The following is a 25084-nucleotide window of genomic DNA, read 5'->3' on the forward strand; positions in this document are numbered from 1 at the left end:
ACCATATGGTCAGGAAGCGAGTCGCCGCAAGGGGCATCAAGACCCCGGAACGGCATCCAAGGGAGATGAGAATGGCGACACCCGGGGAAAACCTCCGCATCGATTCCGCGCGGCTGTGGGACAGCCTGATGGAGATGGCGCAGATCGGTCCGGGCATCGCCGGCGGCAACAACCGCCAGACCCTGACCGACGCCGACAGCGAGGGGCGCCACCTTTTCCGGCGCTGGTGCGAGGCGGCGGGCATGACCATGGGTGTTGACACGATGGGCAACATGTTCGCCACCCGCGCGGGTGAGGATGCGGACGCCGCGCCTGTCTACATGGGCAGCCACCTCGACACCCAGCCGACGGGGGGCAAGTACGACGGGGTGCTGGGGGTTCTGGGCGCGCTCGAGGTGGTGCGCACGATGAACGACCTCGGCATCAGGACGAAGCATCCGATCGTCGTCGTCAACTGGACGAACGAGGAAGGCACGCGCTTTGCGCCCGCCATGCTCGCCTCCGGCGTCTTCGCGGGCGTGATCGCGCAGGATTATGCCTATGACCGCCGCGATGCGAAGGGCCTGCGTTTCGTCGACGAGCTGGAGCGGATCGGCTGGAAGGGCACCGAGAAGGTCGGCGCGCGCAAGATCCACGCGCTGTTCGAGTTGCATATCGAGCAGGGGCCGATCCTCGAGGCGGAAGGCAAGGAAATCGGCGTCGTCACCCATGGCCAGGGCCTGCGCTGGATCGAATGCACGGTGACCGGCAAGGGCCAGCATACCGGCTCGACGCCGATGTACCTGCGCCGCAACGCCGGGCGCGGGCTTGCGCGGGTGACCGAGCTTGTCCACGAGATCGCGATGAAGCGCCAGCCGAACGCCGTCGGCGCCATCGGCCACATCGACGTCTACCCCAACAGCCGCAACATCATCCCCGAGAAGGTCGTCTTCACCGTCGACTTCCGCAGCCACATCCTGTCCACGCTGGAGGAGATGGTGGCGGAGTTCAACGCCCGCGCGCCGGGCCTGTGCGCCGAGGTGGGCGTGAAGTTCTCGTCCCAGATCGTCGGCCAGTTCGACCCGCCCGCCTTTGATGCGGATTGCGTGAAGGCCGTCCGCGGCGCGGCCGAGAAGCTGGGCTACAGCCACATGGACATCGTCTCGGGCGCGGGGCACGACGCCTGCTGGATCAACCGCGTCGCGCCGACCGCGATGATCATGTGCCCCTGCGTCGACGGGCTATCCCATAACGAGGCCGAGGAGATTTCGCCTGAGTGGGCGGCGGCGGGGACGGATGTGCTGCTCCACGCGGTGCTGGAGACGGCGGAGGTTGTGGGGTGACCACCTCCTTGCTCTCCTACTCGCTTGGCTTCGGGGGCTTCGGCGGCGGAGCAGGACGTGGCTTCGGGGGCTCACCTCTAATACCTTTGTCTATTGGTTCTGGCGGCTTCACCACGATCTCTGGTCTCCAATATGGCAGATGACAGCGAAAAGCTAATCCGTGAGGCTAACCGTCTCGCTGAACTCCAACTAACCTCTCAGGTAGAGGTTATGCTAGCTGCCGACCAGCGTGCAACGACATTTGCTGGAATCATGATCGCCGCTGTAGCTGTGATAGCCCAAAGATATGAGTCTGATCACTCTTTCTGGCACGATGACCTTGGACTTGTTTTGCTTGGGCTTTCAGCGGGCTTGGCCGCTATTTCTGCCCGTTCGATCAAGGTGCATGTCGCAGGGAATGCTTTTTCGAACTTTGACGAAGATATTCAGAACAAGCGTGAGATTGGTCTTCTTTTGCGTGATTTGGGCAAAATCTATGACGATTGCTCGAAGTCGAACAAGATAAAACTGCGAAGCAACGCACGGCTTTTCAATGCGGCTCTTTACTTAGGGATACTCGGGTTCGTCGTTACAATATGGCCGAGTATTTCTTCGTTGGTCACATCAGTCTTTGAAACGCTTGTGAACTTGAAAGGGGGTGCGTAAATGACCACAGTCATCAAAAACGGCACCGTTGTCACCGCCGATCTGACCTATCGGGCGGATGTGGCGGTCGAGGGCGGCAGGATCGTCGAGATCGGCCAGGGCCTCAGGGGCGACAGGGAGCTGGATGCGACCGGCTGCTATGTCATGCCGGGCGGGATCGACCCGCACACGCACCTGGAGATGCCCTTCATGGGCACCTACTCGGCCGACGATTTCGAAAGCGGCACGCGGGCGGCGCTTGCGGGGGGGACGACCATGGTCGTCGACTTCGCGCTGCCGTCGCCGGGGCAGGGGCTGCACGATGCGCTGCAGATGTGGCACAACAAGTCCACGCGCGCGAACTGCGACTATTCCTACCACATGGCGGTGACCTGGTGGGGCGAGCAGGTCTTTGACGAGATGAAGAGCGTGATCGAGAAGGAGGGCATCACCACCTTCAAGCACTTCATGGCCTACAAGGGCGCCCTGATGGTCAACGACGACGAGATGTTCGCCTCGTTCAAGCGGCTGGCGGAGCTCGGCGGCATCGCGCTGGTTCATGCCGAGAATGGCGACGTGGTGGCCGAGTTGCAGCGCCGGCTTCTGGAGGAGGGCAACACCGGGCCCGAGGCGCATGCCTATTCCCGTCCGCCGCAGGTCGAGGGCGAGGCCACCAACCGCGCCATCATGATCGCCGACATGGCCGGCGTGCCGCTTTACGTCGTTCATACGAGCTGCGAGGAGGCGCATGAGGCGATCCGGCGTGCGCGGATGCAGGGGAAAAGGGTCTGGGGGGAGCCGCTGATCCAGCACCTGACGCTGGACGAGGGCGAATATTTCAACGCCGACTGGGACCATGCCGCGCGCCGCGTCATGTCGCCGCCCTTCCGCAACAAGAAGCATCAGGACAGCCTCTGGGCCGGGTTGCAGTCGGGGTCGCTTTCGGTTGTCGCCACCGACCACTGTGCCTTCACGACCGAGCAGAAGCGCTTCGGGGTGGGGGATTTCACCCGGATCCCGAACGGCACCGGGGGCCTTGAGGACCGGATGCCGATGCTCTGGACCCATGGGGTCGCGACCGGGCGGTTGACGCCGAACGAGTTCGTGGCCGTCACCTCGACCAATATCGCCAAGATCCTGAACTGCTACCCGAGGAAGGGGGCGGTCCTGGTCGGCGCGGATGCCGACCTGGTGGTCTGGGACCCGGAGAAGGAGAAGGTGATCAGTGCCGCGTCGCAACAGTCGGCGATCGACTACAACGTCTTCGAAGGCCACCGGGTGAAAGGGCTGCCCCGCTACACGCTGACGCGCGGGCAGGTGGCGGTGAACGACGGCAAGGTCGAGACCCGCGAAGGACACGGCGAATTCGTCCGGCGCGAGGCGAATGCGCCGGTCAACCGGGCCCTGTCCACCTGGAAGGACCTGACCGCGCCGCGCCCCGTGCAGCGGTCGGGCATTCCGGCGAGCGGGGTCTAGATGAAGGATACCGCCACCACGGCGCCGGTGATCGAGGCGAAGGGACTGGGTCTGACGTTTCAGACGAGCGATGGCCCGGTCCATGCCCTGAAGGACGTGAGCCTTGCGATCGGAAAGGGTGAATTCGTCAGCTTCATCGGCCCCTCGGGCTGCGGCAAGACCACCTTCCTGCGCTGCATCGCCGCGCTGGAGCGTCCGACCGAGGGGGTGCTGACGGTCAACGGGATGTCGGCGGATGCCGCCCGGCAGGCACGGGCCTATGGCTATGTGTTCCAAGCGGCGGGGCTTTACCCGTGGCGCACGATTGCGGGAAATGTGAAACTTCCGCTGGAGATCATGGGCTTTTCCAGGGAAGAGCAGGAGGAGCGTGTTCGAAAAGTACTCTCCCTCGTCGATCTGGAAGGGTTCGGGAAGAAGTTCCCCTGGCAGTTGTCGGGCGGCATGCAGCAGCGCGCCTCGATCGCCCGCGCGCTGGCCTTCGATGCCGACATCCTGCTGATGGACGAGCCTTTCGGCGCGCTGGACGAGATCGTGCGCGACCGGTTGAACGAGGAGTTGCTGAAGCTCTGGGCACGGACGCAGAAGACCATCGGCTTCGTCACCCATTCGATCCCCGAGGCGGTCTATCTCTCGACGAAGATCGTGGTGATGAGCCCGCGGCCGGGGCGGATCACCGACGTTATCGAGAGCACGCTGCCGAAGGAGCGGCCGCTCGACATCCGCGACAGCCGCGAATTCATCGAGATCGCGCACCGGGTGCGTGAAGGGCTCAGGGCGGGGCATGGCGATGAGGTGTGAGCGGCGTCCGGTCCGGGCGCGGGACTGCCTGCAGCCGCCGAACGGACGCGGGGGGCCGTCTGCCCCCCGGTCGCCGGCGTGGCCGGCGACTCCCCCCGAGGATACTTCGGAAAAGAAGAAGGGGCGGGGCGCATGAGGTCGGTCCTGCCCATTCTCGCCGTGCTCTTGGCCATCGTCGTGCTGTGGTACGGGGCGGCGATCTGGCTGAACAGCCAGTGGACTTACGATCAGGCGGGGCGCGCCGGGGTGGAGGTCAGCTTCGGCGAGGTCGTGGCCGACACGATGGTGCAGGAGCGCCCGGTCCTGCCCGCGCCGCATCAGGTGGCGGCGGGGCTGTGGGAAGGGGTGGCGGGGCAGAAGGTCACGTCGAAGCGGAGCCTCGTCTATCACGGCTGGATGACGCTGTCGGCCACGCTGGTGGGCTTTGCCATCGGCACGGGCCTGGGCGTGCTGCTGGCGGTGGGCATCGTCCACAACAGGGCGATGGACATGTCGGTGATGCCCTGGGCCATCGCCAGCCAGACGATCCCGATCCTGGCCATCGCGCCGATGGTGATCGTGGTGCTGGCTTCGGTCGGGATCACCGGATTGCTGCCCAAGGCGGTGATTTCGGCCTACCTGTCGTTCTTTCCGGTCGTTGTCGGCATGGTCAAGGGGCTGAGGAGCCCCGACGGGATGCAGCTCGACCTGCTCAGGACCTATAACGCCAGCCCCATGGCCACGCTCTGGAAGCTGCGGCTGCCGGCCTCGATGCCCTATCTCTTCGCCTCGCTCAAGGTGTCGATGGCGGCCTCGCTTGTCGGCGCGATCGTCGGCGAACTGCCGGCGGGGGCGACGTCGGGGCTGGGCGCGCGGCTTCTCTCGGGGAGCTATTACGGCCAGACGATCCAGATCTGGGCGGCGCTGTTTGCGGCCGCGATCCTTGCGGCGGGGCTGGTCATCATCATCGGCGGGATCGAGCGGGCGACCTTGCGGCGCATGGGGATGGGGCAATGATCTGGCTCTGGAGCGCGATCCTGTTCTGGCTGGCGGCCTGGGCCTTCAACGCCTGGGCGGCGCGCCAGCCCTTCGCGCGAACACGGGCCGGGCGGCTGGCGATACCGGCGCTCTTCGGCGCGACGCTTCTGGTCCTGTGGGAGGGGGTCGTGCGCGGGCTTGAGGTGCCGGGCGTGATCCTGCCCGCGCCTTCGGTCATCTGGGGCACGATCACCGCCTCGGTGCCGATCCTCTGGCAGGATTTCGTGCAGACGATCCTGAAGGGTGGGCTTTCGGGCTATGTCATCGGTTGCGGGGCGGCGGTGCTGACCGCGATCGCCATCGACCGGAGCCCCTTTCTGCAGCGCGGCCTGCTGCCGGTCGGCAATTTCGTGGCGGCCCTGCCCATCGTGGGGATCGCGCCGATCCTTGTCATGTGGTTCGGGTTCGACTGGCAGTCGAAGGCGGCGGTCGTCGTCGTCATGGTTTTCTTCCCCGTCCTCGTGAACACCGTGGCCGGGCTGGCCGCGACCGACCGGATGCAGCGCGACCTGATGGCCACCTATTCGGCCAGCTACTGGCAGACGCTGATGAAGCTGCGCCTGCCCGCGGCCATGCCCTTCATCTTCAACGGGCTGAAAATCGCGACGACGCTGGCGCTGATCGGGGCAATCGTTGCGGAGTTTTTCGGCTCTCCCATCAAGGGGATGGGGTTTCGCATCTCGACCGCCGTGGGACAGCTTGCGCTGGACATGGTTTGGGCGGAGATTGCCGTGGCGGCCCTCGCCGGTTCGGCATTCTACGGGCTTGTGGCGCTGATCGAGAAGGGCGTCACGTTCTGGCATCCGTCGCAGCGCGCGCGGAGCTGACAACAGGGGAGCAAGGCAATGATGAAATGGACGGTTTCGATGCTGGCGGCGGGGCTGATGGCCACCGCGGCGCAGGCGGCCGACGATGTGACGCTGCAACTGAAATGGGTGACCCAGGCCCAGTTCGCGGGCTACTACGTCGCCAAGGACAAGGGCTTTTACGACGAGGAAGGGTTGAACGTCACGATCCTGCCGGGCGGGCCGGACATCGCGCCGACCCAGGTCGTTGCGGGTGGCGGGGCCGACGTGGTGATCGACTGGATGCCCTCGGCCCTGGCCGCGCGGGAAAAGGGGCTGCCGCTCGTCAACATCGCGCAGCCGTTCAAGTCCTCGGGCATGATGCTGACCTGCCTGAAGGAGACGGGAATCACCGCGCCGGAGGACTTCAAGGGCAAGACGCTGGGCGTCTGGTTCTTCGGCAACGAATACCCGTTCCTGTCGTGGATGGCCACGCTCGGCATCCCGACGACGGGCGGGGCCGACGGGGTGGAGGTGCTGAAGCAGGGCTTCAACGTCGATCCGCTGTTGCAGAAGCAGGCGGCCTGCATTTCGACCATGACCTACAACGAATACTGGCAGGTGATCGACGCCGGCATCAGCGCCGACGACCTCGTCACCTTCAAGTACCAGGACATGGGCGTGGCGACGATGGAGGACGGGCTTTACGTGCTTGAGGACAATCTCAAGGACCCGGCGTTCGAGGACAAGATGGTCCGCTTCGTGCGCGCCTCGATGAAGGGCTGGAAATACGCCGAGGAGAACCCGGACGAGGCCGCGATGATCGTGCTCGACAACGATGAGACCGGCGCGCAGACCGAGGTGCACCAGAAGCGGATGATGGGCGAGGTCGCGAAGCTGACCGCGGGATCGAACGGCGCGCTGGACCCGGCCGATTACGAGCGCACCGTCAACACGCTGCTCGCCGGTGGTTCGGACCCGGTGATCTCCAAGGCCCCCGAGGGCGCCTGGACGCACCAGATCACCGACAAGGCGCTGCAATAAGGGCCAGCAGACGACATCCGGCGGCGCGGGGCAGAGACTGTCCCGCGCCGTTTTCTTTCAGGCGTTACGGGCAGCGGCGGACGTAGTAGGTGCCATCGCCGCGTGCATAGGCGCATTCATCCGTCGCCTCGTTGCGCGCGACAAGCGTTCCGATGGCCGCCCCTGCGAGGACGCCGAGGATGATCCAGTCATCGTCATTGCTGAGCGCGTCGGCCGTCAGGCCGCCGATGGCTGCGCCGGCAAGTCCGCCAGCCACCATCCGGTCGCGCCGGTTCCAGTCCTCGCAGGCGGTCAGGAACACCAGTGCCGCCGTGGCTGCAAGCAGGATCGGTCTGTTCATTTCCTCCTCCTTTCCGGGTGAATTTTGGGATTATACTCCAATTGCCGCCCACCGACTTGATCTGGCGCATTGCCGAGAGCCGCGTATAAGCTGCAACCTGCTCATGGTGCCGGATCTTGAACCAGGGGCGCCGAAGGGTTTGAACGGGGGGATGCCATGCATCGGAGTTGCGGAATGGGCGGGGTCTCGCGTACGGTGGCGGTCCTGGCATTGGTGCTGGGCGTCGCGGCTTGCAGCCGGGACAAGGTGGAACTGACCCAGTGCGAGGAAGGCGTGTCCGAGATCGCGCGCACCGCCGATGTGGCGCCGCCAAGCTGCTAGGCCGTAAAGCCGCCCTCAAACACCTGTTCTTCAAGGAATACCCTGTTAAGATCGGGTGAGTGGCGTTAACAAGGGCGCCGGAATCCTGGGGGGTGGCCATGCCGCGCGGGGCGCTGACGGGGTCGCGGGTGCGTGAGCGGCGAATGCTTGCGGGCCTCAAGCAGGCCGATCTCGCGCGGGCCGCGGGGATATCCTCGGCCTATCTCAACCTGATCGAGCACAACCGGCGGCGCGTCGGCCCGGAGATCCTGGCGCGTCTGGCCGACATTCTGGGCGTGGATGCCTCCGCGCTCGCCGAAGGCGCCGAAAGCGCGCTGTTCGAGGCGCTGCGCGAGGCGGCGGCGGGGGCGCTCGTCGCCGAGGCCCAGCCCGAGATCGAACGGATCGAGGAATTCGCCGGCCGCTTTCCGGGGTGGGCAGCACTTCTGGCGGCAAGCCAGCGGCGGCTTGGCAATCTGGAACGCACTGTCGAGGCGCTGACGGAGCGGATGGCGCACGATCCCCACCTGTCGGCCTCGCTGCACGAGGTGCTCTCGGCGGTCACCTCGGTCCGGTCCACCGCGGCAATCCTTGCGGAAACCGAGGATATCGCGCCCGAGTGGCGGGCGCTGTTCCATCGCAACCTCGGGGCGGACTCACTGCGCCTGTCGGAGGCAGCGGCAGCCCTTGTCGCCTATCTCGACGTGACCAAGGAGGTCGATACCGGCCCGTCCTCACCTCAGGAGGAGGTGGAGGCCTGGTTCGCGGCCAGGGGCTATCATGTCGCAGCCCTGGAAGGGGCTGCGGCGCCGTCGCCGGAAAGCCTGATCCAGGGCGCGGCGGAACTGGCGACGCTGCCCTCGCGCAGGCTGGCCACCGAAAGGCTCGAACAGTACCGCGCCGATGCGAAGGCGATGCCCTTGCGGGCCTTCCGCGCGGCGGTCGCGGCGCAGGGGCAGGAGCCCTCGGCGTTGGCGCGCATCTTCGGAACGGGCCTCGGCGCCGTGTTCCGCCGACTTGCAAGCCTGCCGCCTGAGGAGGGCGCGCGACCGGTCGGCCTTGTCGTCTGCGATGCCGCCGGCGCCTTCACCTTCCGCAAGCCCGCACCCGGGTTTGCCCTGCCCAGGCACGGGGCGGCCTGCCCGCTCTGGCCGCTTTACGAGGCGCTGGCACGCCCCGGCGTGCCCTTGCGCGCGGTGATCGAGATGGCAGGCCGCGTGCCGCAGCGCTTCGAGGTCTTCGCGATCGGTGAACTGCGCCACCCGCAGGGCTTTGACGGTCCGACGGTTGCCGAGGCGGCGATGCTGGTGCTGCCGGCGGCCACCCAGCGATCGGATGCCGAGCGGCCCGTCGGATCCTCCTGCCGGGTCTGCCCGCGTCCCGCCTGCGCGGCCCGGCGCGAGCCCTCGATCCTGGCGGAAGGGGTCTGAGCGGTTTTCTTTGACAGGCCGGCCCCGCTGTCGCGATGATCCCGGCAACGGGAGGAAGGATCAGGATGAGCCGCAAGCCGAGACCCCTGTTTCTGGAACGTCAGAACTACCGCCGCCGCCGCATGGCCGACGCCGCGCGCATCCTGCCGCTGCTGGGGTTTGTCCTGGTGCTGGTGCCGATCCTGTGGCTGCCGGCACAGACCGAAACGCCCGACACCGTCCGCGGCAGCATCTACCTCTTCGCGATCTGGTTCCTGCTCATCGCGGCAGCCTTCGTGCTGTCGCGCACGCTCAGGGACGAGGATGATCCGCGCGGGCCGGAGGACGAGGGCTGATGGTTCCGTTCAACATCCTCGTCGCGGTGTGCCTGATCTACGTGGGCATCCTGTTCCTGGTGGCCTGGGCGGCCGAGCGGCGCGCGGCGCGCGGAAGCGCGCGCTGGCTGCGCTCGCCCATGGTCTACACGCTGTCGCTGTCGATCTACTGTACCGCCTGGACCTTCTATGGCGCCGTCGGCTATGCCGCGCGCTCGGGGCTGGAGTTCCTGACGATCTACCTCGGCCCGTCGCTGGTCATGGTGGGCTGGTGGTGGCTGGTGCGCAAGCTGGTCCGCATCGGCCGGACGCAACGCGTGACCTCGATCGCGGACCTGATCTCTTCGCGCTACGGCAAGTCGAACTTCCTCGGCGTGATCGTGACGCTGATCGCGGTGGTGGCCGCGACGCCCTACATCGCCCTTCAGTTGCAGTCGGTCACGCTGTCCTTCGCGGTCTTCGCGTCGGGCACCCCGGAAGGCTGGGCGATGCCCGGCCAGGGGGCGACTGCCCTTTGGGTCGCGGGGGGGCTTGCGATCTTCACCATCCTCTTCGGGACGCGCAACCTGGACGCGAACGAACGTCATCACGGCGTCGTCATGGCGATCGCGCTCGAGGCGGTGGTCAAGCTGGTGGCGTTGCTGGCGGTGGGGATCTTCGTCGTCTGGGGCGTGGCGGGAAGCTGGGCGGAGGTCTTCGCGCGCATCGACGCCTCGCCCATCGCGGACTGGCCGCTGAAACCCGCGCGCTGGATCGGGCTGACGATGGTCTCGGCCGCCGCGGTCGTCACGCTGCCGCGGATGTTCCAGGTCATGGTGGTCGAGAACTCCGACGAGCGGCACCTGGCGACGGCGTCCTGGGCCTTTCCGCTCTATCTGCTGTTGATGAGCCTGTTCGTGGTGCCGATCGCCGTCGTGGGCCTGTCGGTCCTGCCCGCCGGCGCCAATCCGGACCTTTTCGTCCTTACGCTGCCCTTGGCCTTCGATCAGGGCAAGCTGGCGATGCTGGCCTTCCTCGGCGGGTTCTCCTCGGCCACGTCCATGGTGATCGTCGCCGCAATCGCGCTGGCCACGATGGTCTCGAACCATGTCATCGTCCCGCTCTGGCTGGCCTTCCGGGAAGGCGGCGCGCGGGCGCCGGGCGACGTGCGGGGGCTTGTCCTGACATCGCGGCGCGTCTCCATCGCCGGTATCCTCGCGCTCGGCTACACCTACTACAGCCTGTCGGGCGGGTCGGCGGCCCTGGCGGCCATTGGCCTGATCGCCTTTGTCGGCGTGGCGCAGATCCTGCCGGCAATGCTGGGGGCGGTCTTCTGGCGCGGCGCCACCGGGCGCGGTGCGGCGATGGGCCTGGTCACGGGATTTCTGGTCTGGATCTACACGCTCTACCTGCCCTCGTTCGGGGAAGAGGGCCTTCTGTCCCATGCCGTCCTGACCGAGGGGCCGTGGGGGGTGTCCTGGCTGCGCCCGCAGGCGCTTTTCGGGTCCGAGGCACTCGACCCGCTGCTGCATGCGGTCTTCTGGTCGCTTGGCCTGAACAGCCTTGCGTTTCTGGCGGGATCGCTCCTGACCTTTCCCACGCCCCTTGAGCGGCTTCAGGGCCTGGCCTTCGTGAACGTCTTCGACCAGGCGCAGGGGCAGGGCGGCTGGTCGCGCGGCGGGGTCGAGGCGGAGGACCTTCTGGCGATGTCGCAGGGCATTCTCGGCGCTGAGGAGGCGCAGGAATTCTTCCGCGCCGAGGCCGCGGGGCAGGGCCGGGTCGGCTTCCTTCCCGACACCACGCCCGACTTCATCGAGCGGCTCGAACGGCGTCTGGCCGGTTCGGTGGGATCGGCCACCGCGCATGCGATGATCGCGCAGTTCGCGGTGGGGGCGGCGGTTTCGGCGCAGGACCTGATGGCGGTCGCCTCCGAGGCGCAGCAGATCATGGAGTATTCCGCCCAGCTCGAGGCGAAGTCCGAGGAACTGGCCCGCACCGCCCGCCAGCTCCGCGACGCCAACGAGAAGCTGACCGAGATCTCGGTCCAGAAGGACGCGTTCCTGAGCCAGATCAGCCATGAGTTGCGCACGCCCATGACTTCGATCCGAGCGTTCTCGGAAATCCTGATGGATGAGGATCTTCCGCCCGAGATGCGGCGGAAATACGCGGGCATCATCCAGGACGAGGCGATCCGCCTGACCGGGCTGCTGAATGATCTGCTGGATCTGTCGGTGCTGGAAAACCGCAAGGTGCAGCTCAACATCCGCGCTGCCAACCTGCATGACCTGATCGACCGCGCGCTCCAGGCGGCGGGGTCGACACGGCCCGAACGGTCGTTCCTGATCCACCGAGACATCGCGGCCGAGCATCAGCCGGTGATCACCGACACCGACCGTCTGGTGCAGGTGTTCATCAACCTGATCTCGAACGCCCGGAAGTATTGCGATGCGGAGCGCCCGGAACTGACGATCAAGGTGCGCCGCAAGGGCAGCCGGATCGAGATCGACTTCATCGACAACGGTGCGGGCATCCCGAAGAAGTCGCAAGGCCTCATCTTCGAGAAGTTCGCACGTCTGACCGACACCAGCCGTGCGGGCGGGGCCGGGCTGGGCCTGGCGATCTGCCGGGAGATCATGGTCAACCTCGGCGGCTCGGTCGCCTATCTGCCGGGGCAGGGCGGCGCCGCCTTCCGCGTCACGCTGCCCGTGCGCAAGAGCGTCGAGCAGGCCGCCTGAGCCATGTCAATCATTTGCTAACCCTTCCTTGCGACACCTCTCTCAGGGGCGCGAGGCATGGGCATGGCGGAGGTCGCGGCATCGGTTCTGCAGCGGAAGGTTGCGGCGGGGGGCGAAGGTACCGCCACGGCTGCGGCCGCACACGCGCTGGGGCAGGCGCTGGCACGGGCGGCGCACGGGCTTTTTGCCCTTCCGCTGCGCGTGCAGGCGCAGGCAGAGGCGGTGCGGTCGCTGGCCGAACTGCCGGAGATTCTTGAGGATCAGGCGCTGCTGGCGCTTCTGGACGGGCCGGGTGAGGCGATCGGGCTTTGTGCACTGGGTCCGGGGCTCTTGTCGGCGCTGATCGAGGTGCAGACGACGGGGCGCCTCGCCGCGGCGGCACCGGCCGCGCGCCGCCCGACGCGCACCGATGCGGCGATGATGGCGGGTTTCGTCGATGCGGCCCTTGCCGGATTGAGCGAGGAGGTCGCGGGAACCGAAGACGCGGTCTGGGCGGAAGGGTTCCACTATGCCTCCTGCCTCGACGATCCCCGGCCGCTGCCGCTCCTGCTCGAAGACGGGGCGATCCGGGTCTTGCGGCTCGGCCTGCTTCTGGGCGAGGGGGGTGAGCGGCAGGGGACGCTCCTTCTGGCCTTGCCGGCGGAGGGACGCGGCGCGCGCCACGCCGAGGCGGCCGGCCCCACGCCCGAGGCGCGTGACTGGTCCGCGCGGCTGGAACGCGCGCTATTGGCGGCCCCGGCCGAGGCGGAGGCGGTCCTTGCCCGCATCCGCGTGACGGCCGATGCCATGCTTGGCCTGCGGCCGGGCATGCTGCTGCCCGTTCCCGCCGACTGCGTCGCGCGCGTGTCGCTGGAGGTGGGCGGGGGCGGCGCTTTCGCACGCGGGCGGCTTGGGCGCTTCCGCGGGGCGCGGGCGTTGCGGATCGAGGAGGGGCTGGCGGGCGAACCACCCGGGCCCGCGATCGAATCGCGCCCCCTCGCGCCGCCGCTGGAAGGGCTGGGGACGGGGGGGCGCAGCGCAGATGCGGGCGCCGGCGCGGCCCGCCGCGCCGCAGCGCCCGCGCCCGGCGCGGCACCCTCCGGCCGGGCCTTCCCGACCCGTCAGGCGGGCTGACCCGGAAGGTCCGGTCGGGGCGCGGATGCGCGGTGGCGCCACGTGGCGATGTCGGAACCGGGTGCGGACAGCGCGACCGACAGGCCGGCCGCGCGAGGTTCAGCGTTTGGCCAGATCGTCCAGACGGGCGCGGAACGGCTCGAGGTTGTAGCCCCACCTGGCGGCGCGGGCGATCAGTTCCTCGGTCGGGATCCTGCCGGCCTGGGTCATCGCCCAGGCGATGGAGGAGCGGTTGCCCGACGCGCAATAGGCGAAGACCGGCCCCGCCGTGTCGTCCTGCACGCGGGCCTGAACGGCGATGTTTTCCGGCGTGAAGGCGCCCGGAACAAGCGGGTTCTCGATGAATTCCATGCCCGCGGCCTCGACCGCGGCGCGCAGGTCGGCGGCGCGCAGGCCGTCGGGATTCTCGGCGTCGGGCCGGTTGCAGATCACCGCGGCAAAGCCGGCCGCGCGCAACGCGGGCACGTCCTCGGGCGTGATCTGGGGCGAGACGGCATAAGCCGGGGTCAGGTGGCGGATATCCATGATCTTCTCCTCAGCCGGCGGCGAGTCGGTCGATCCGCACCCGCAGTACAGGTGCCGCGACCATACCCGCCAACATCGCCACAAGGAAGAGCAGCGCGTTCCAGCCGCCGAAGGTCAGGACGGCAATCGACGGGCCGGGGCAAAGTCCCGCCAACCCCCAGCCAAGCCCGAAGGCGAGCGAACCGATGACAAGCCCGCGGTCGACATCGTGCAAGGGTGGTGGCGTCAGGCTGCCGCCGTAGACGGCCGTGCCGCGGCGCCCCGCCGCGCGCCAGGCGACGATCATCGGAAGGATGGCGCCGGCAAGCACGAAGGCCAGCGTCGGGTCCCACTGCCCGAAGATGTCGAGCCAGCCGATCACCCGCGCCGTGTCGGTCATGCCCGAGACGAGAAGACCGCTGCCGAAGAGACCGCCGCAGAGAAAGGCCGCGCCCAGACGCATCACGACACCCCGAGGAGATGGCGGAAGAGGACGACCGACACGCCGCCTCCGACCAGGTAGAAGACGGTGGCGACAAAGCCCCGGAACGACAGGCGCGAAAGCCCGCACACGCCGTGACCCGAGGTGCAGCCGTTGGCCAGACGAGTGCCCACCCCGACGAGAAGCCCTGCCGCAGCCAGGATCGCGGGGCTGGAGGTCAGATGCGTCTCGGGCCGCCCCAGAAAGTACCAGAGCCCCCCGGGCACCAGCACGAGGCCGGCCAGAAAGGCGATGTTTTCCACCGCGGCCCCCGCCCCCGCGCGCCATTCGCTGCCGTCGGCGAGGCCGCCGAGGATGCCCGAGGCCCCCAGGATCCTGCCGTTCAGAAGCAGATAGGCCGCAGCGGCGATGCCGATCATCAGCCCCCCGGCAAGCCCCCAGATCCAGTCTGCCTGCATGTGAATTCTCCCTGTTTGCGCAACTGTTATGCCTTTGTCCGAACGCATTGCAATGGGTGAATGCGTAGGTGCCGGACAGGTGATGGCGCCGGAGCGTGCGGATTGACTTGCATCAATGTCGCGACTGTCGGAGCCTGAGTAACTGGGACAATGGACCAAGGAGACGCCGATGAAATCCGTCGCTACCCGCAAGGCAGAACTCGAATCGCGCCGCGCCGCGCTTCTGGCGCGCATCGCGGAGATCGGACAGGAGCTTGACGCCCACGAATCGAAGGACTGGGAAGAGCTTGCCGTGGAGCGGGAGGGGGACGAGGTGCTCGAGGACCTGGGGCTCTCGGCGCAGCACGAGATGCGCATGATCGACGCCGCGCTGAAGCGGGTCGAGGAGGGCGAATACGGCTATTGCGTGAAATGCGGGGCCGAGATCGCCGAGGAACGCCTGGATGTGCTGCCGGCCACGCCCTTCTGCCGGGATTGCGCGCCGCGCCGCTGAACGCCCCAGCGCGCGATTGCGAAACGCTTGCACGACGCTAAGCTTTGTCCAAAGCGGCCGGGCCGCCGCGCGCAGGGTGACTGGATGCGCGCCGACGGAGCAGGTCCGGCAAGGGCGGAGCGTGAAGGGTCATGACAGAGCGGGTGATCGCGGCGACGAGCGGGGGGATCGCGACCCTCCTGATCGCGAATCCCCCCGTCAATGCGCTCTCGCGCGAGGTGCGTGCGGATCTGCTTGCGGCGATCGAGGCGGCCGAGGCGGACCCCGCCGTAATGGCGATCGTCCTCGCGGCCGACGGGCGCACCTGGTCGACCGGGATCGATCTGCGCGACCACGACCGCCCGCAGGAGGCCCCGACGCTGGCCGATCTTTGCGACGGGGTCGCGGGATGCCTGAAGCCTGTTGTGGCCGCGCTCTCCGGCGCTGTTCTGGGCGGCGGGCTGGAACTGGCGCTGGCAGCGCGCGCGCGCGTGGCCGCGCCCGACACGCGGCTCGGGCTGCCGGAGGTGGCCTTCGGGCTGTCGCCCGGCGGGGGGGCGACGCAGCGGTTGCCGCGTCTGGTGGGCGCGGGGGCGGCGCTGACGATGCTGCTGTCCGGACAGGCGGTGACGGCAGAGCGCGCGGCCGCTCTCGGCCTTGTCGACGCCGTGGCGGACAATCCCCTGGCCGGCGCGCTGGCCCGGGCGCGGGACCTGGCGCTGGGCATGGCCCCCGCGGGGCGCCCGACCCCCACCGATGGCGTGCAGGAAGGCCGGGCGTTCCTCGCCGCCATCGACGCGGCACGCAGCATTCCGCGCGCACCCGAACCCTCGGCACCCGGCCGGATCATCGATTGCGTCGAGGCTTCCCTGCTCCTGCCCGCGCACGAGGGCTTTGCCTATGAGCGCGTGGTGTACGAGGAACTGCGCGCGAGTGCAGTCTCGGCGGCGCTGCGCCATGTCCTCCGGGCAGAGCGGCGGCTGCCCATCCACCCGGACCTCGCCGGGATCGAGATCGTCCCGCGCCGCACCGTGGCGGTGGCCGGCGAGGGGGCGCTTGCGGCCGACCTGGCCTGCGACCTTCTGGGCCGCGGCCTGCGCGTGACGCTGTTCGATGCCGATACCGAAGTGCTGACCCGGACCATTGGCCTTGTCGCGCTGGCCTATGAGCGCGAAGAGGCGCAGGGGCGCCGGACGGCGACCGCCCGACGCGAGGAATGGACGCGGCTCGACGGCGCGACCGAGGCGCGCGACCTCGACGGGATAGACATCATCCTGGACCTGTCGGAACTGGCCGGGCGAAATGCGCGGACGCGGATGGCGGATTTCGGCCGTGTCGCCGCCGAGGGCGCGATCCTCGCCACCGCGGCGACCGGCCCCGACCTCGATGCCGCGATCTCGGTCTCCGGGCGTCCGCGCGCGGTGGTCGGGCTCAGGCCCGCCGGGCCCGCTTCGGACCGGCTGTTCGAACTGGCCGCCAGCCCGATCACCGACCGCGAGATCCTGGCGGCGACCTTGGCGCTGCTGCGCGGGGCGGGGCGGCGGGTGGTGCGCACGGGCCTGACCGACGGCAGCCTGGGTGAGCGGCTGACCGGCGCGCTGCGCTTTGCCGCTGACCGGCTGCTCGAGGAAGGCGCCACCCCCTATGCCATCGACGCGGCGATGATGGCGGACGGCTGGTCGGTCGGGCCCTATGCGGCGCTCGACCGGCAGGGATTGATCGCCGACCTCGAATGGCGCGCCCGCCTTGAGACCGAGGATGAACATCCGCTCGGCAATGCCGGGATCGGGCTGGCGCTGCTCGAACTCGGGCGCGGCGGCATCTCCACCGGCGCGGGCTACTACCGCTATGACGCGACCGGCGTCGGACGGCCGGACCCGGACGTTCTTGCGGTGCTGGTGCAGCAGCGCGGCGAGGCTGCGCGCCCGCTGCCCGAAGCGACGATTCGCGCGCGGCTGATGGCCGCATTGGCCAACGAGGGCGCCCGCCTGATCGTGGAAGGGGCCGCCCGGCGGCCATCGGACATTGATCTGGTGATGATCGCGGGCCACGGCCTGCCGCGCTGGGGGGGCGGCCCGATGCAGGTTGCGGACCGCGCGGGGCTGCTGTCGGTGCGCAACCAGCTCCGCACGCTAGCGCAGGGCGGGGACGAACGCTTCTGGCGCCCGGCCCCCATCTGGGACGAGATGATCCGGATCGGGAAGCGGTTCGACGACCTGAACGGGGCCTGACGGGGGGCTGACGGGGCAGGCGTCAGCCGAGGGCGATGCCGATAACGACCATCATCAGGCCAAGCGCCGAAAGCAGGAGTGCTGCGAAGTTCCAGACGATGACCCGCTGCAGCTTCGCGCGCAGCGCGGTCTCGTCAAGCCCGGCGCGGCGCGCCTGCGACACGGCGACGATGCAGCCGACCAGACCTGCCAGCCCCAGCAGCGTGACGCCCGCTCCGCCCCAGATCAGCCAGCCCATGCAAGCCCCCCTTCGCCCGTTGGTGACGCACTAGCGCGCGGCGGCGCCAACGGCAAGGCCACGCGCGCCCCGGACGCCCCGGCCCCCCTTGAAGCGCCTGCCGCGAGGCATTAGTCAAGACGCCTGTCCTAAGGGAGCCCAACGATGAACCAGCCCGTGTCCGACGCCACCTACAACGTTGCCGCCGACGAACTCCGGCAGTTCATCGAACAGTACGAGCATCTCGAGGCCGAGAAGAAGGACATCGTCGAGCAGCAGAAGGAGATCATGGCCGAGGCGAAGGCGCGCGGCTATGACACCAAGGTGATGCGCAAGATCATCGCGCTGCGCAAGCGTGACCGCGACGACGTGGCCGAGGAAGAGGCGATTCTGGAGATGTACAAGGCCGCACTGGGCATGGGCTGAACAAAGCCCCGCCCGCCTTGCGCCCCGCTCAGGGCCAGAGGAATTCCACCTGCGGCAGGCCGGCGATCGCCGCCACATCGCCCTCGTAATCTGCCGTCATCTGATCGACCAGCTGCTGGGTCCATCCGGGCACTTCGACTGCCTCATCGGATGCGCCTTCGCGCAGATGGCTGGCCAGCGCCTTTTCGGTAAGCGCGCGGCGCGTCTCGACGTCCGCCGGTGCGGACGCAAGGCGCGCGCGCAGGGCAGCCAGCCCTTCGGCGGTCAGGAGAGTGGACAGGAAATCATCCTCCCCCTCGATCGGCGTGGCGCGGTCAAGCCCGGCCATGCGCCTCAGCACCTCGGGCCAAACGAAGGCCAGATCCTCGTCGCACCACAGGACAAGCCGCGCATCTGGGACACGGTCGACGATGCGCTCGATCACCGTCTGCCAGCGCATTTCGAGCGGATGCGCCGCGCCGATGACGTCCTTGTAGGTCTGGCCCCGCTGCAGTCCGACCAGCGCGGGCACCAGCGTTGCCGGGTTGCGCAGGCCGATGTGAAACTCGCACCGCCCCTCGGCGAAGATGCGCGACAGGGCGGCGACGTTGCGCGCGGCGTTCGCGTATAGCCCGTCCTCGCCGATCGCGTGCATCGGGATCGACATCAGGAAGTCGTGGCTGAAGATCAGCCTTTCGGCCGGGGTGCCGTCCAGCAGATCCTCGATGATCATCTGGCCCGCGTCCTGGCCCAGCATCCCGCCGGACAGCGACTGCATCGCGCGGCGCAGGACCGGGCGGAACTGCGCGGGCGAAGGGACGGCGACACCACGCTCCACCAGAAGCCCGCGGTTCTTCAGGAGCGTCTTCAGAATCCGCCCTTCGTCGGTGCAATGCGCGCCGATGTGATAGATCACCCGCATGCCCGAAGGATCTCCGCCCGTGACTGCCCGCGGCGGACACTATACGGGCTTTCTGGACAGGAAAACCGGTTTCAGCTAACCCCGGCGCCATGACCAGCCTGTCCGCCGATCCCGAAAACGCCCCGACCGCGCCCCGCAAGATCCGCGTGGCGGGCAGCGGGCTCTGGTCGCTGGCGGCCCTTGCCATAGCAGCACTCGTGCTGTTGCCGATCCTGTCGGTCGTGGCCATCGCCTTCCGGCCGAGCGAGAACATCTGGCCGCACCTCATCTCCACCACCCTGCCGCGCTACCTGGGCAACACCGCCGTCCTGACGCTTGGCAGCGGGGCGCTTGCCGCGGCGGTGGGGACCGGGGCCGCCTGGCTGGTCACCATGTACCGCTTTCCCCTGTCGAGGCTTCTGGAGTGGCTGCTGCTGCTGCCGCTGGCGATCCCCGCCTATGTCGGGGCTTACGTGCTGGTCGACTTCCTCGACTATTCGGGGCCGGTCCAGACCGCCCTGCGCGAGGCGATGGGCTGGACCTCGCCGCGCGACTACTGGTTCCCCGAGATCCGCTCTCGGACGATGGCGGTCGTGGTGCTGGCGGCGGCACTTTATCCCTATGTCTACATGATGGCCCGCGCCGCCTTCCGCGAACAGTCGGCGGGCAGTTACGAGGTCGCGCGTGCCCTTGGCGCGGGCCCCGCGGGCCTCTTCCTGCGCGTGGGCCTGCCGCTGGCCCGCCCGGCCATTGCCGCGGGGGCCGCCATCGTGATGATGGAGACGGTGAACGACTTCGGCGTGGTCGATTTCTTCGGCGTGCAGACGCTGACGACGGGCATCTTCTCGGTCTGGCTCGAATCGCGGAATGCGGGCGGGGCGGCGCAGATCGCCTGCGTGCTGCTGACCGTCATCCTGGTCCTTGTCGCGCTGGAAAAGACGAGCCGGCGCCATTCGCGATACTACCACTCCGCCCGCCAGCCGCGCCCGGTCAACCGCGTGGCGCTGACGGGGGGCGCCGGATGGCTGGCGATGTTCCTGTGCCTCGTCCCCTTCGGGATGGGTTTTGTCCTTCCCCTTTCGGTCATCTCTGCCCATGCCGTGGCCAATCCGGAGGCCTGGGTCGGCAAGGGGCTGCTCAGGGCATTCCTGAACACGATGACGGTGGCGGGATCGGCGGCGGCGCTGACCGTCCTGGCGGCGATCGTCATGGTCTATGGCGTGCGCCTGACCGGGCGGCGGTTGCCGCGCCTGCTTCTGCCGGCCACCACCATCGGCTATGCCGCGCCGGGGGCAGTCCTGGCTGTCGGCATCCTCATCCCCATGGCGGCCTTCGACCATGCGCTGGCCGACCTCGTGCTGGCCCTGACGGGGACCGATCCGGGGCTTCTCGTCACCGGGACGGCGGCGGCGATCGTGCTCGCCTACGCCGTCCGCTTTTTCGCCATTGCGCAGGGCGCGCTCGACACCGCGTTCGGGCGCGTCTCGCCCTCGCTGCCGATGGCCGCGCGTTCGCTCGGTCGGACGACGGGCGGCGCCCTGCGCGAGGTCTACCTGCCTCTGATGCGCGGATCGGTGGGGACGGCGCTGCTGCTGGTCTTCGTCGACGGGGTCAAGGAACTGCCCGCGACGCTCTTGCTCCGGCCCTTCAACTTCGAGACGCTGGCCACCCGCGTGCACGAGAAGGCGAGCCTCGAGAACCTCGGCGACGCTTCCCCGCCCGCGCTTCTGGTGATGGCCGTCGGGCTTCTGGCCGTGGGCCTGATGGCGCGCGCCCAGCACCGCGGCACGGGGCGCTGAGCCTTCCCCTTGCGTGACGGGGCCAAGGCGTCTATCTCAACAGCCATGCCCCTATAGCTCAGCTGGTAGAGCATCTGATTTGTAATCAGAGGGTCGGCGGTTCAAGTCCGTCTGGGGGCACCAGATTTCCCGCGAAACGCCGATGTTCCGCCCGCGCGCACCCCTGCGGCGGTCGCCCCGCCTGTCCGAAAATGGCTAATGCGTGCGGCTCAACAAATGCAGTATGCTGAAACTCCGGCGCGATGTAGCATCGTGGCGGGACAGGCGATCCGCGCAACGGACGACGGGGTTCGGACAGGGGCGCGGTGTTGCATGGCCTGCGATCCGTCTGCGTTCGGCCGTGACCGCGACGCGATGTGGCGCCGGAGAGGGGGAGAGAACCGCGGGGAGGCGGGTTCCTTTCCAGGCAGGCGAAGCGCACTCGACCTTGGGGCGCGCATCGGCATGGGCAATCCCGTGGGCGCGGCCGCCTTGCCGCGACGGCTCCGGGTCCGGGGTGCCCTTGCCGGCCCCTCAGCGGTCACCTGCGCATCGCGGGGGTCGGCCGGAGGATGGGAAGGACGGGGAAGATGGAAGCCAGGGTCCGCAGACTTCGGACAATTGCGAAACACACCCGCCGGGCGCCGATGCCCCGGAGCCGGCATCTTCCCGGCCAGCCTGTTCCGGCCGGAACCGCGGCCTGAAGCGCCGCCCGGACCAGATGAAGGCAGGGGGAGCGCGCGCCGTGGGAATGCAGGTTCCGTTTATTTCGACACGAACGCTGATCGGACTGACAGAGCCGATCGAAAGGATCGTCGGCACGCGCGCGATGAAGCGCAGCCTCGGCGAGGCCGAGCTGCCGGAAGTCGCGCTTTACAGCCTGCGCCACCATATCCCGCATGCAAGCCAGCTTCTCTTCTTCGACTCGGTCTCGAAAGAGGCGGGCGAGGATATCGGGATCGCAATCGGGCGTCATGCCTCCATCGCGACCTTCGGCAAGTTCTCAGGCTATGTGACGGCCCCCGAAACGCTGCATGACGCCCTGCGGCTGGCCTGCGCGATGCTGCCCTTCAACTGCTCGTTCGACCGATCCACGGTCGAGTGCAAGGGCGAACTTGCGTATTTCAGATACTACGCGGCCCTGCGGGGGGCGCCGGGGTACCGGCATTACGCCGTCCTGGCCGCGCGGATCATGCTGTCGATCGGAGAGCCCTATTTTTCCGGCGGGGCGGTCCTCACCCATGTCGAGTTCGACTTTCCCAAGCCGCCGAACGCTGCCGATTACGAGGCGCTTTTCGGGTGCGAAGTCCGCTTCATGCAGCCGACGATGGCGTTGGTGATGCGCCGCGCCGCCCTGTCGAAAGGGCGCCGCGTCGCGCCGACACGGCTGGTCACGATGAAGGACATCGTGCTCGAGGTCACGTCGGGCCCGCCGCGGGACGTGTTCTCCTCGATCGAGGCCCTCGTCAGGCTGGGGGTCGATGAAGGCAACGTCGAGATGGAAAAGATTGCGGGCCAGCTTGGCTATGGAGAGCGCACGATGAGACGGAAGCTGGACGAGATCGGGATTTCCTACCGCGACCTCGTCCTGAAGACCCGCATGGACCGCGCGCGCGAACTGATCGCCGAGACGCAGATTCCGATCACCGAGATCGCCGTCATGCTGGGCTATTCGGACGCCGCGCATTTCGGCCGGGCCTTCCGACGGATGACCGGAATGGCGCCGGGCGATGCAAGGCGCAGCGGCATCGGTCAGCAGTTCAGGATGCACGGGCGCAACGAGCCGTTGCACTAGCCGGAGGCGAGTCCGCGATCACGCCCGCAGGACGCAGCGGAAACCGACGTGGCAGGTCGTCGTGTCGACCGGATGCGCAAGCCGCGCGGCTGGGCGGTACCTCTGGCAATAGTTCGGCGCGCAGAGATGCGACCCGCCCTTGAGCACCTTGCGCGGGGTCTGCCGGTTCGGACCCGCGCTGCCCCCGCTCGTCTCTTCCGGCCCGCCGCGGGGGTTTCTGGCCACGCAGCAGGGCCGTTCGATCCTGGCGTGGTCCTGATACCAGTCGGCGGTCCATTCCCAGACGTTGCCGATCATGTCGAACAGGCCGTATCCGTTTGCCGGAAAGGCACCAACGGGGGAGGTCCAGAGATAGCCATCCTCCATCGTGTTCACCCGCGGGAACTCTCCCTGCCAGGTGTTGGCCATGTGAACGCCGCCCGGCACCAGTTCGTCACCCCAGGCGAACTCGGCGCCGTTTAGGCCGCCGCGGGCGGCGAATTCCCATTCCGCCTCGGTGGGCAGGTCCTTGCCGGCCCAGGCCGCATAGGCGGCAACGTCCTCGAACGAGACATGCACCACCGGGTGGTCGGGAAGGTCGTCGATGGAACTGCCGGGCCCGCGCGGGTGGCGCCAGTCCGCGCCCGGCACATAGGCCCACCAGGAATAGGGCAGGCCCATGTTGACGGGCCGTTCCGGCATCTGTACGACGGCCGAGGCCGGAACCAGCAGTTCCGGCGCCGCGTCGGGATAGTCCGCAGGGTCGGCGGGCCGTTCGGCCAGGGTCACATGCCCGGTCGCTTCGACAAAGCGGGCGAATTCCCGGTTGGTGACGCAGGTACGGTCGATCCAGAACCCGTCGACGGACACCCGATGCGCCGGCGCCTCTTCGGGATAGTTGCGGTCGGATCCCATGAGAAAGGTCCCGCCCGGGATCCAGATCATACCCTCGCGCGCCTGCCGCGCCGGTTCGGCCAGGGATGAAGGTGCGGTCATGTCGTTCACGTCGGGTCCTCTGCACCGCAAAGACGAATGGGATCGCGCCAGCCGGGGTTTCGGCTGGCGCGGGGGGCTTGGGCGTTAGTCGCCGATGGAGAACAGCTCCTGCGTGTCCGCCATTTCCGGCGGCACGTAGTAGGTCAGGCGGATCGCCTCCCGGATCAGGAGTGGCGGCGCCATCTCCTTCGCCAGTTGGACGATGCGGGCCTGAAGCTGGGTGACGACCTCGGGGTTCGCCTCGGCGATGTTGGTGCCTTCACCGGGGTCGGCCGACAGATCGAAAAGCTCGATCGAACCGGGCAGGGCCGCAACCCATACCAGTTTCATGTCGCCCTGGCGCACCGCGCCCGACAGCGGATCGATGTTGTAGACGATCTCCGTCCGCGGGGAAGCGGCCCCCTGGCTGAGCGTGGCCCACACGTCCATGCCGTCCAGCGGCTTTTCACCGTTCAGTTCGATTCCTGCAAGTCCGGCGATGGTGGGCAGCATGTCGACGACATGCATCATGCCGTTCACATTGCCCGGCTGGATCTTGCCCGGCCAGTTGGCGCAGGCGGCGACGCGGGTGCCGCCCTCATAGACCGTGCCCTTGCCGGCGCGGAAGGGTCCGTTGTCGGCGGGCATGTTGCCCTGCACCGGCGTGTCGCCCGAGAACATGCTGTCCCGGGTGCCGCCGTTGTCGCTGTGGAACACGATCAGGGTATTGTCGCGCATACCCTTTTCCTCCAGCGCCGCCACGACCTTGCCGACCTCGTCGTCGACAACAGCCATCATCGCTGCGAAGAGCCGGCGGTTCTCGTCCGGGATGTCGGCGAACCGGTCGATGTATTCCTGGGGCGCCTGCCACGGCGTGTGCGGCGCGGTGAAGGCGAGGTAGAGGAACAGCGGCGACGACGTGTCATGGTCGTTGATGACCCGCACCGCCTCGGCTCCGAACAGGGTGTTGTCGAAACCCTCTTCCTCGATCGGGGTGTTGTCGCGGTACCAGTCCGGAACGCCATGCGACGCATGTTCGAAATGGTCAATCTCGCCGACCGTCGCGCCATAGAAGGAATCGAACCCGCGCTGCGGCGGCAGGAACTCGACCTTGGCGTGGCCGATGTGCCATTTGCCGGACATCGCCGTCTTGTACCCGGCTTCCCTCAGGTATTCCGGAAGCAGCTTTTCATCGAGCGCCAGACCGTATTGGCCGGCCCCCGGGATAACCCCGATCTGGAGCCCGTAGCGCAGCGGATACCGGCCGGTCATCAGCGCGGCCCGCGTGGGCGTGCACATCGGCTGGGTGTAGAACTGTTCGAGCCGCGCGCCCTCAGCCGCCAGGGCGTCGAGGTTCGGCGTCTTGATGTCGGTCGCGCCGTTGAAGCCGACGTCGGCAAAACCCGCGTCATCGATGACGATGTAGACGATGTTGGGTGCCGTTCCGTCGGCCGCCGCGGCGGGGTGGAACATGCCGTCCGCCAGAAAGCCTGCCGCGGCGCCCGCGCTCACGAAGCTTGCGCCTCCGATCAGGACCTGTCTGCGCGTGTGGCCTGACGCATCTTCCGGCAGAGGGACCCCCGTCTGGGGGCGAGAGTGAGCGTCGGTCATCTGAGAGTCTCCGTTTCGTGCAAATCCTGGGGCTAAGCC

At 68.0% G+C, this 25084-nt stretch carries 25 protein-coding genes and 1 tRNA gene; 18 read left to right on the plus strand and 8 right to left on the minus strand.

Going from position 1 to position 25084, the window contains the following annotated elements:
* The first annotated feature begins 71 nt into the window (after positions 1 to 71).
* The 7 genes from N5I32_RS14330 to N5I32_RS14360 all read left to right on the plus strand — a co-directional run bounded on the left by N5I32_RS14330 (position 72) and on the right by N5I32_RS14360 (position 7066).
* A complete protein-coding gene (locus N5I32_RS14330; RefSeq protein ID WP_261496554.1) occupies positions 72 to 1322 on the plus strand; it encodes a Zn-dependent hydrolase in 1251 nt (416 codons plus the stop codon).
* Between the two features lie 132 nt (positions 1323 to 1454).
* Positions 1455 to 1967, plus strand: a complete 513-nt coding sequence (locus N5I32_RS14335; protein WP_261496555.1) for a hypothetical protein — start codon at positions 1455 to 1457, stop codon at positions 1965 to 1967.
* A complete protein-coding gene (gene hydA, locus N5I32_RS14340) occupies positions 1968 to 3422 on the plus strand; it encodes a dihydropyrimidinase (protein WP_261496556.1) in 1455 nt (484 codons plus the stop codon).
* Entirely contained in the window at positions 3423 to 4220 is a 798-nt protein-coding gene (locus N5I32_RS14345) for an ABC transporter ATP-binding protein (protein ID WP_261496557.1), read from the plus strand.
* Between the two features lie 132 nt (positions 4221 to 4352).
* Positions 4353 to 5216, plus strand: coding sequence for an ABC transporter permease (locus N5I32_RS14350; RefSeq protein WP_261496558.1), 864 nt, complete (start codon positions 4353 to 4355; stop codon positions 5214 to 5216).
* Entirely contained in the window at positions 5213 to 6064 is an 852-nt protein-coding gene (locus tag N5I32_RS14355; protein ID WP_261496559.1) for an ABC transporter permease, read from the plus strand. Before N5I32_RS14350 ends, N5I32_RS14355 begins: the two co-directional genes overlap by 4 nt.
* A gap of 21 nt (positions 6065 to 6085) precedes the next feature.
* Positions 6086 to 7066, plus strand: a complete 981-nt coding sequence (locus tag N5I32_RS14360) for an ABC transporter substrate-binding protein (protein WP_261496560.1) — start codon at positions 6086 to 6088, stop codon at positions 7064 to 7066.
* A gap of 64 nt (positions 7067 to 7130) precedes the next feature.
* Here the strand turns inward: N5I32_RS14360 and N5I32_RS14365 are convergent, their stop codons facing one another.
* The gene (locus N5I32_RS14365) at positions 7131 to 7406 is read right to left on the minus strand and encodes a YMGG-like glycine zipper-containing protein (protein ID WP_261496561.1); all 276 of its coding nucleotides are present in this window, start codon (positions 7404 to 7406) and stop codon (positions 7131 to 7133) included.
* Positions 7407 to 7580: 174 nt separating this feature from the next.
* Between N5I32_RS14365 and N5I32_RS14370 the strand changes: the two genes are divergently transcribed.
* The 5 genes from N5I32_RS14370 to N5I32_RS14390 all read left to right on the plus strand — a co-directional run bounded on the left by N5I32_RS14370 (position 7581) and on the right by N5I32_RS14390 (position 13277).
* Positions 7581 to 7727 carry a hypothetical protein gene (locus N5I32_RS14370; RefSeq protein ID WP_261496562.1) on the plus strand — a complete coding sequence of 49 codons (147 nt, stop codon included), beginning with the start codon at positions 7581 to 7583 and terminating at the stop codon, positions 7725 to 7727.
* A gap of 98 nt (positions 7728 to 7825) precedes the next feature.
* On the plus strand, positions 7826 to 9136 hold the full coding sequence (locus N5I32_RS14375) for a helix-turn-helix transcriptional regulator (protein ID WP_261496563.1): 1311 nt from the start codon (positions 7826 to 7828) through the stop codon (positions 9134 to 9136).
* Positions 9137 to 9201: 65 nt separating this feature from the next.
* Entirely contained in the window at positions 9202 to 9471 is a 270-nt protein-coding gene (locus N5I32_RS14380; protein WP_261496564.1) for a YiaA/YiaB family inner membrane protein, read from the plus strand.
* The gene (locus tag N5I32_RS14385; RefSeq protein ID WP_261496565.1) at positions 9471 to 12164 is read left to right on the plus strand and encodes a sensor histidine kinase; all 2694 of its coding nucleotides are present in this window, start codon (positions 9471 to 9473) and stop codon (positions 12162 to 12164) included. Before N5I32_RS14380 ends, N5I32_RS14385 begins: the two co-directional genes overlap by 1 nt.
* Before the next feature lie 57 nt (positions 12165 to 12221).
* Entirely contained in the window at positions 12222 to 13277 is a 1056-nt protein-coding gene (locus N5I32_RS14390; RefSeq protein ID WP_261496566.1) for a FliM/FliN family flagellar motor switch protein, read from the plus strand.
* A gap of 99 nt (positions 13278 to 13376) precedes the next feature.
* Here the strand turns inward: N5I32_RS14390 and N5I32_RS14395 are convergent, their stop codons facing one another.
* The 3 genes from N5I32_RS14395 to N5I32_RS14405 are packed head-to-tail and all read right to left on the minus strand — an operon-like array spanning position 13377 to position 14681.
* Complete coding sequence (locus tag N5I32_RS14395) at positions 13377 to 13802, minus strand: protein tyrosine phosphatase family protein (RefSeq protein WP_261496567.1); 426 nt, start codon at positions 13800 to 13802, stop codon at positions 13377 to 13379.
* Positions 13803 to 13812: 10 nt separating this feature from the next.
* A complete protein-coding gene (locus tag N5I32_RS14400; protein WP_261496568.1) occupies positions 13813 to 14244 on the minus strand; it encodes a DUF6691 family protein in 432 nt (143 codons plus the stop codon).
* The gene (locus N5I32_RS14405; RefSeq protein WP_261496569.1) at positions 14244 to 14681 is read right to left on the minus strand and encodes a YeeE/YedE family protein; all 438 of its coding nucleotides are present in this window, start codon (positions 14679 to 14681) and stop codon (positions 14244 to 14246) included. The genes N5I32_RS14400 and N5I32_RS14405 overlap by 1 nt, the downstream gene beginning before the upstream one ends.
* Before the next feature lie 169 nt (positions 14682 to 14850).
* On the opposite strand from N5I32_RS14405, the gene N5I32_RS14410 reads away from it, so the two are divergent.
* Positions 14851 to 15174 (plus strand): TraR/DksA family transcriptional regulator, encoded by a 324-nt coding sequence (locus N5I32_RS14410; protein ID WP_261496570.1) that lies wholly within the window; start codon positions 14851 to 14853, stop codon positions 15172 to 15174.
* 131 nt (positions 15175 to 15305) lie between these two features.
* The gene (locus N5I32_RS14415; RefSeq protein WP_261496571.1) at positions 15306 to 17384 is read left to right on the plus strand and encodes an enoyl-CoA hydratase-related protein; all 2079 of its coding nucleotides are present in this window, start codon (positions 15306 to 15308) and stop codon (positions 17382 to 17384) included.
* A 22-nt stretch (positions 17385 to 17406) separates the two neighbouring features.
* Here the strand turns inward: N5I32_RS14415 and N5I32_RS14420 are convergent, their stop codons facing one another.
* Complete coding sequence (locus N5I32_RS14420; protein ID WP_261496572.1) at positions 17407 to 17622, minus strand: hypothetical protein; 216 nt, start codon at positions 17620 to 17622, stop codon at positions 17407 to 17409.
* 144 nt (positions 17623 to 17766) lie between these two features.
* Here N5I32_RS14420 and N5I32_RS14425 point away from each other — a divergent pair, with 144 nt between their 5' ends.
* Entirely contained in the window at positions 17767 to 18027 is a 261-nt protein-coding gene (locus tag N5I32_RS14425) for a DUF2312 domain-containing protein (RefSeq protein WP_261496573.1), read from the plus strand.
* Positions 18028 to 18055: 28 nt separating this feature from the next.
* Here N5I32_RS14425 and N5I32_RS14430 read toward each other — a convergent pair whose 3' ends face one another.
* Positions 18056 to 18928, minus strand: coding sequence for a hypothetical protein (locus N5I32_RS14430; RefSeq protein WP_261496574.1), 873 nt, complete (start codon positions 18926 to 18928; stop codon positions 18056 to 18058).
* Positions 18929 to 19017: 89 nt separating this feature from the next.
* Between N5I32_RS14430 and N5I32_RS14435 the strand changes: the two genes are divergently transcribed.
* From N5I32_RS14435 to N5I32_RS14445, 3 genes are all read left to right on the plus strand, one after another.
* Complete coding sequence (locus N5I32_RS14435) at positions 19018 to 20706, plus strand: ABC transporter permease (RefSeq protein WP_261496575.1); 1689 nt, start codon at positions 19018 to 19020, stop codon at positions 20704 to 20706.
* Positions 20707 to 20753: 47 nt separating this feature from the next.
* Positions 20754 to 20829: transfer RNA gene (locus N5I32_RS14440), tRNA-Thr, on the plus strand.
* Positions 20830 to 21436: 607 nt separating this feature from the next.
* Positions 21437 to 22480, plus strand: a complete 1044-nt coding sequence (locus N5I32_RS14445; RefSeq protein WP_261496576.1) for an AraC family transcriptional regulator — start codon at positions 21437 to 21439, stop codon at positions 22478 to 22480.
* 18 nt (positions 22481 to 22498) lie between these two features.
* Here the strand turns inward: N5I32_RS14445 and N5I32_RS14450 are convergent, their stop codons facing one another.
* Together N5I32_RS14450 and N5I32_RS14455 are read right to left on the minus strand one after the other, a co-directional pair.
* Positions 22499 to 23455 carry a formylglycine-generating enzyme family protein gene (locus tag N5I32_RS14450; RefSeq protein WP_261496577.1) on the minus strand — a complete coding sequence of 319 codons (957 nt, stop codon included), beginning with the start codon at positions 23453 to 23455 and terminating at the stop codon, positions 22499 to 22501.
* Between the two features lie 84 nt (positions 23456 to 23539).
* Positions 23540 to 24946 carry an arylsulfatase B gene (locus N5I32_RS14455; protein WP_261496578.1) on the minus strand — a complete coding sequence of 469 codons (1407 nt, stop codon included), beginning with the start codon at positions 24944 to 24946 and terminating at the stop codon, positions 23540 to 23542.
* Between the last annotated feature and the right edge of the window lie 138 nt (positions 24947 to 25084).

Origin of the sequence: Albidovulum sediminis (genome assembly GCF_025380365.1) — a bacterium.
Taxonomy (GTDB): domain Bacteria; phylum Pseudomonadota; class Alphaproteobacteria; order Rhodobacterales; family Rhodobacteraceae; genus Albidovulum; species Albidovulum sediminis.

Excerpts from the sequence above, each read along its gene's own strand:
- N5I32_RS14330 (WP_261496554.1), top strand. The coding sequence starts at position 72 with ATGGCGACACCCGGGGAAAACCTCCGCATCGATTCCGCGCGGCTGTGG.
- N5I32_RS14335 (WP_261496555.1), top strand. The coding sequence starts at position 1,455 with ATGGCAGATGACAGCGAAAAGCTAATCCGTGAGGCTAACCGTCTCGCT.
- hydA (WP_261496556.1), top strand. The coding sequence starts at position 1,968 with ATGACCACAGTCATCAAAAACGGCACCGTTGTCACCGCCGATCTGACC.
- N5I32_RS14345 (WP_261496557.1), top strand. The coding sequence starts at position 3,423 with ATGAAGGATACCGCCACCACGGCGCCGGTGATCGAGGCGAAGGGACTG.
- N5I32_RS14350 (WP_261496558.1), top strand. The coding sequence starts at position 4,353 with ATGAGGTCGGTCCTGCCCATTCTCGCCGTGCTCTTGGCCATCGTCGTG.
- N5I32_RS14355 (WP_261496559.1), top strand. The coding sequence starts at position 5,213 with ATGATCTGGCTCTGGAGCGCGATCCTGTTCTGGCTGGCGGCCTGGGCC.
- N5I32_RS14360 (WP_261496560.1), top strand. The coding sequence starts at position 6,086 with ATGAAATGGACGGTTTCGATGCTGGCGGCGGGGCTGATGGCCACCGCG.
- N5I32_RS14365 (WP_261496561.1), bottom strand. The coding sequence starts at position 7,406 with ATGAACAGACCGATCCTGCTTGCAGCCACGGCGGCACTGGTGTTCCTG.
- N5I32_RS14370 (WP_261496562.1), top strand. The coding sequence starts at position 7,581 with ATGGGCGGGGTCTCGCGTACGGTGGCGGTCCTGGCATTGGTGCTGGGC.
- N5I32_RS14375 (WP_261496563.1), top strand. The coding sequence starts at position 7,826 with ATGCCGCGCGGGGCGCTGACGGGGTCGCGGGTGCGTGAGCGGCGAATG.
- N5I32_RS14380 (WP_261496564.1), top strand. The coding sequence starts at position 9,202 with ATGAGCCGCAAGCCGAGACCCCTGTTTCTGGAACGTCAGAACTACCGC.
- N5I32_RS14385 (WP_261496565.1), top strand. The coding sequence starts at position 9,471 with ATGGTTCCGTTCAACATCCTCGTCGCGGTGTGCCTGATCTACGTGGGC.
- N5I32_RS14390 (WP_261496566.1), top strand. The coding sequence starts at position 12,222 with ATGGGCATGGCGGAGGTCGCGGCATCGGTTCTGCAGCGGAAGGTTGCG.
- N5I32_RS14395 (WP_261496567.1), bottom strand. The coding sequence starts at position 13,802 with ATGGATATCCGCCACCTGACCCCGGCTTATGCCGTCTCGCCCCAGATC.
- N5I32_RS14400 (WP_261496568.1), bottom strand. The coding sequence starts at position 14,244 with ATGCGTCTGGGCGCGGCCTTTCTCTGCGGCGGTCTCTTCGGCAGCGGT.
- N5I32_RS14405 (WP_261496569.1), bottom strand. The coding sequence starts at position 14,681 with ATGCAGGCAGACTGGATCTGGGGGCTTGCCGGGGGGCTGATGATCGGC.
- N5I32_RS14410 (WP_261496570.1), top strand. The coding sequence starts at position 14,851 with ATGAAATCCGTCGCTACCCGCAAGGCAGAACTCGAATCGCGCCGCGCC.
- N5I32_RS14415 (WP_261496571.1), top strand. The coding sequence starts at position 15,306 with ATGACAGAGCGGGTGATCGCGGCGACGAGCGGGGGGATCGCGACCCTC.
- N5I32_RS14420 (WP_261496572.1), bottom strand. The coding sequence starts at position 17,622 with ATGGGCTGGCTGATCTGGGGCGGAGCGGGCGTCACGCTGCTGGGGCTG.
- N5I32_RS14425 (WP_261496573.1), top strand. The coding sequence starts at position 17,767 with ATGAACCAGCCCGTGTCCGACGCCACCTACAACGTTGCCGCCGACGAA.
- N5I32_RS14430 (WP_261496574.1), bottom strand. The coding sequence starts at position 18,928 with ATGCGGGTGATCTATCACATCGGCGCGCATTGCACCGACGAAGGGCGG.
- N5I32_RS14435 (WP_261496575.1), top strand. The coding sequence starts at position 19,018 with ATGACCAGCCTGTCCGCCGATCCCGAAAACGCCCCGACCGCGCCCCGC.
- N5I32_RS14445 (WP_261496576.1), top strand. The coding sequence starts at position 21,437 with ATGCAGGTTCCGTTTATTTCGACACGAACGCTGATCGGACTGACAGAG.
- N5I32_RS14450 (WP_261496577.1), bottom strand. The coding sequence starts at position 23,455 with ATGACCGCACCTTCATCCCTGGCCGAACCGGCGCGGCAGGCGCGCGAG.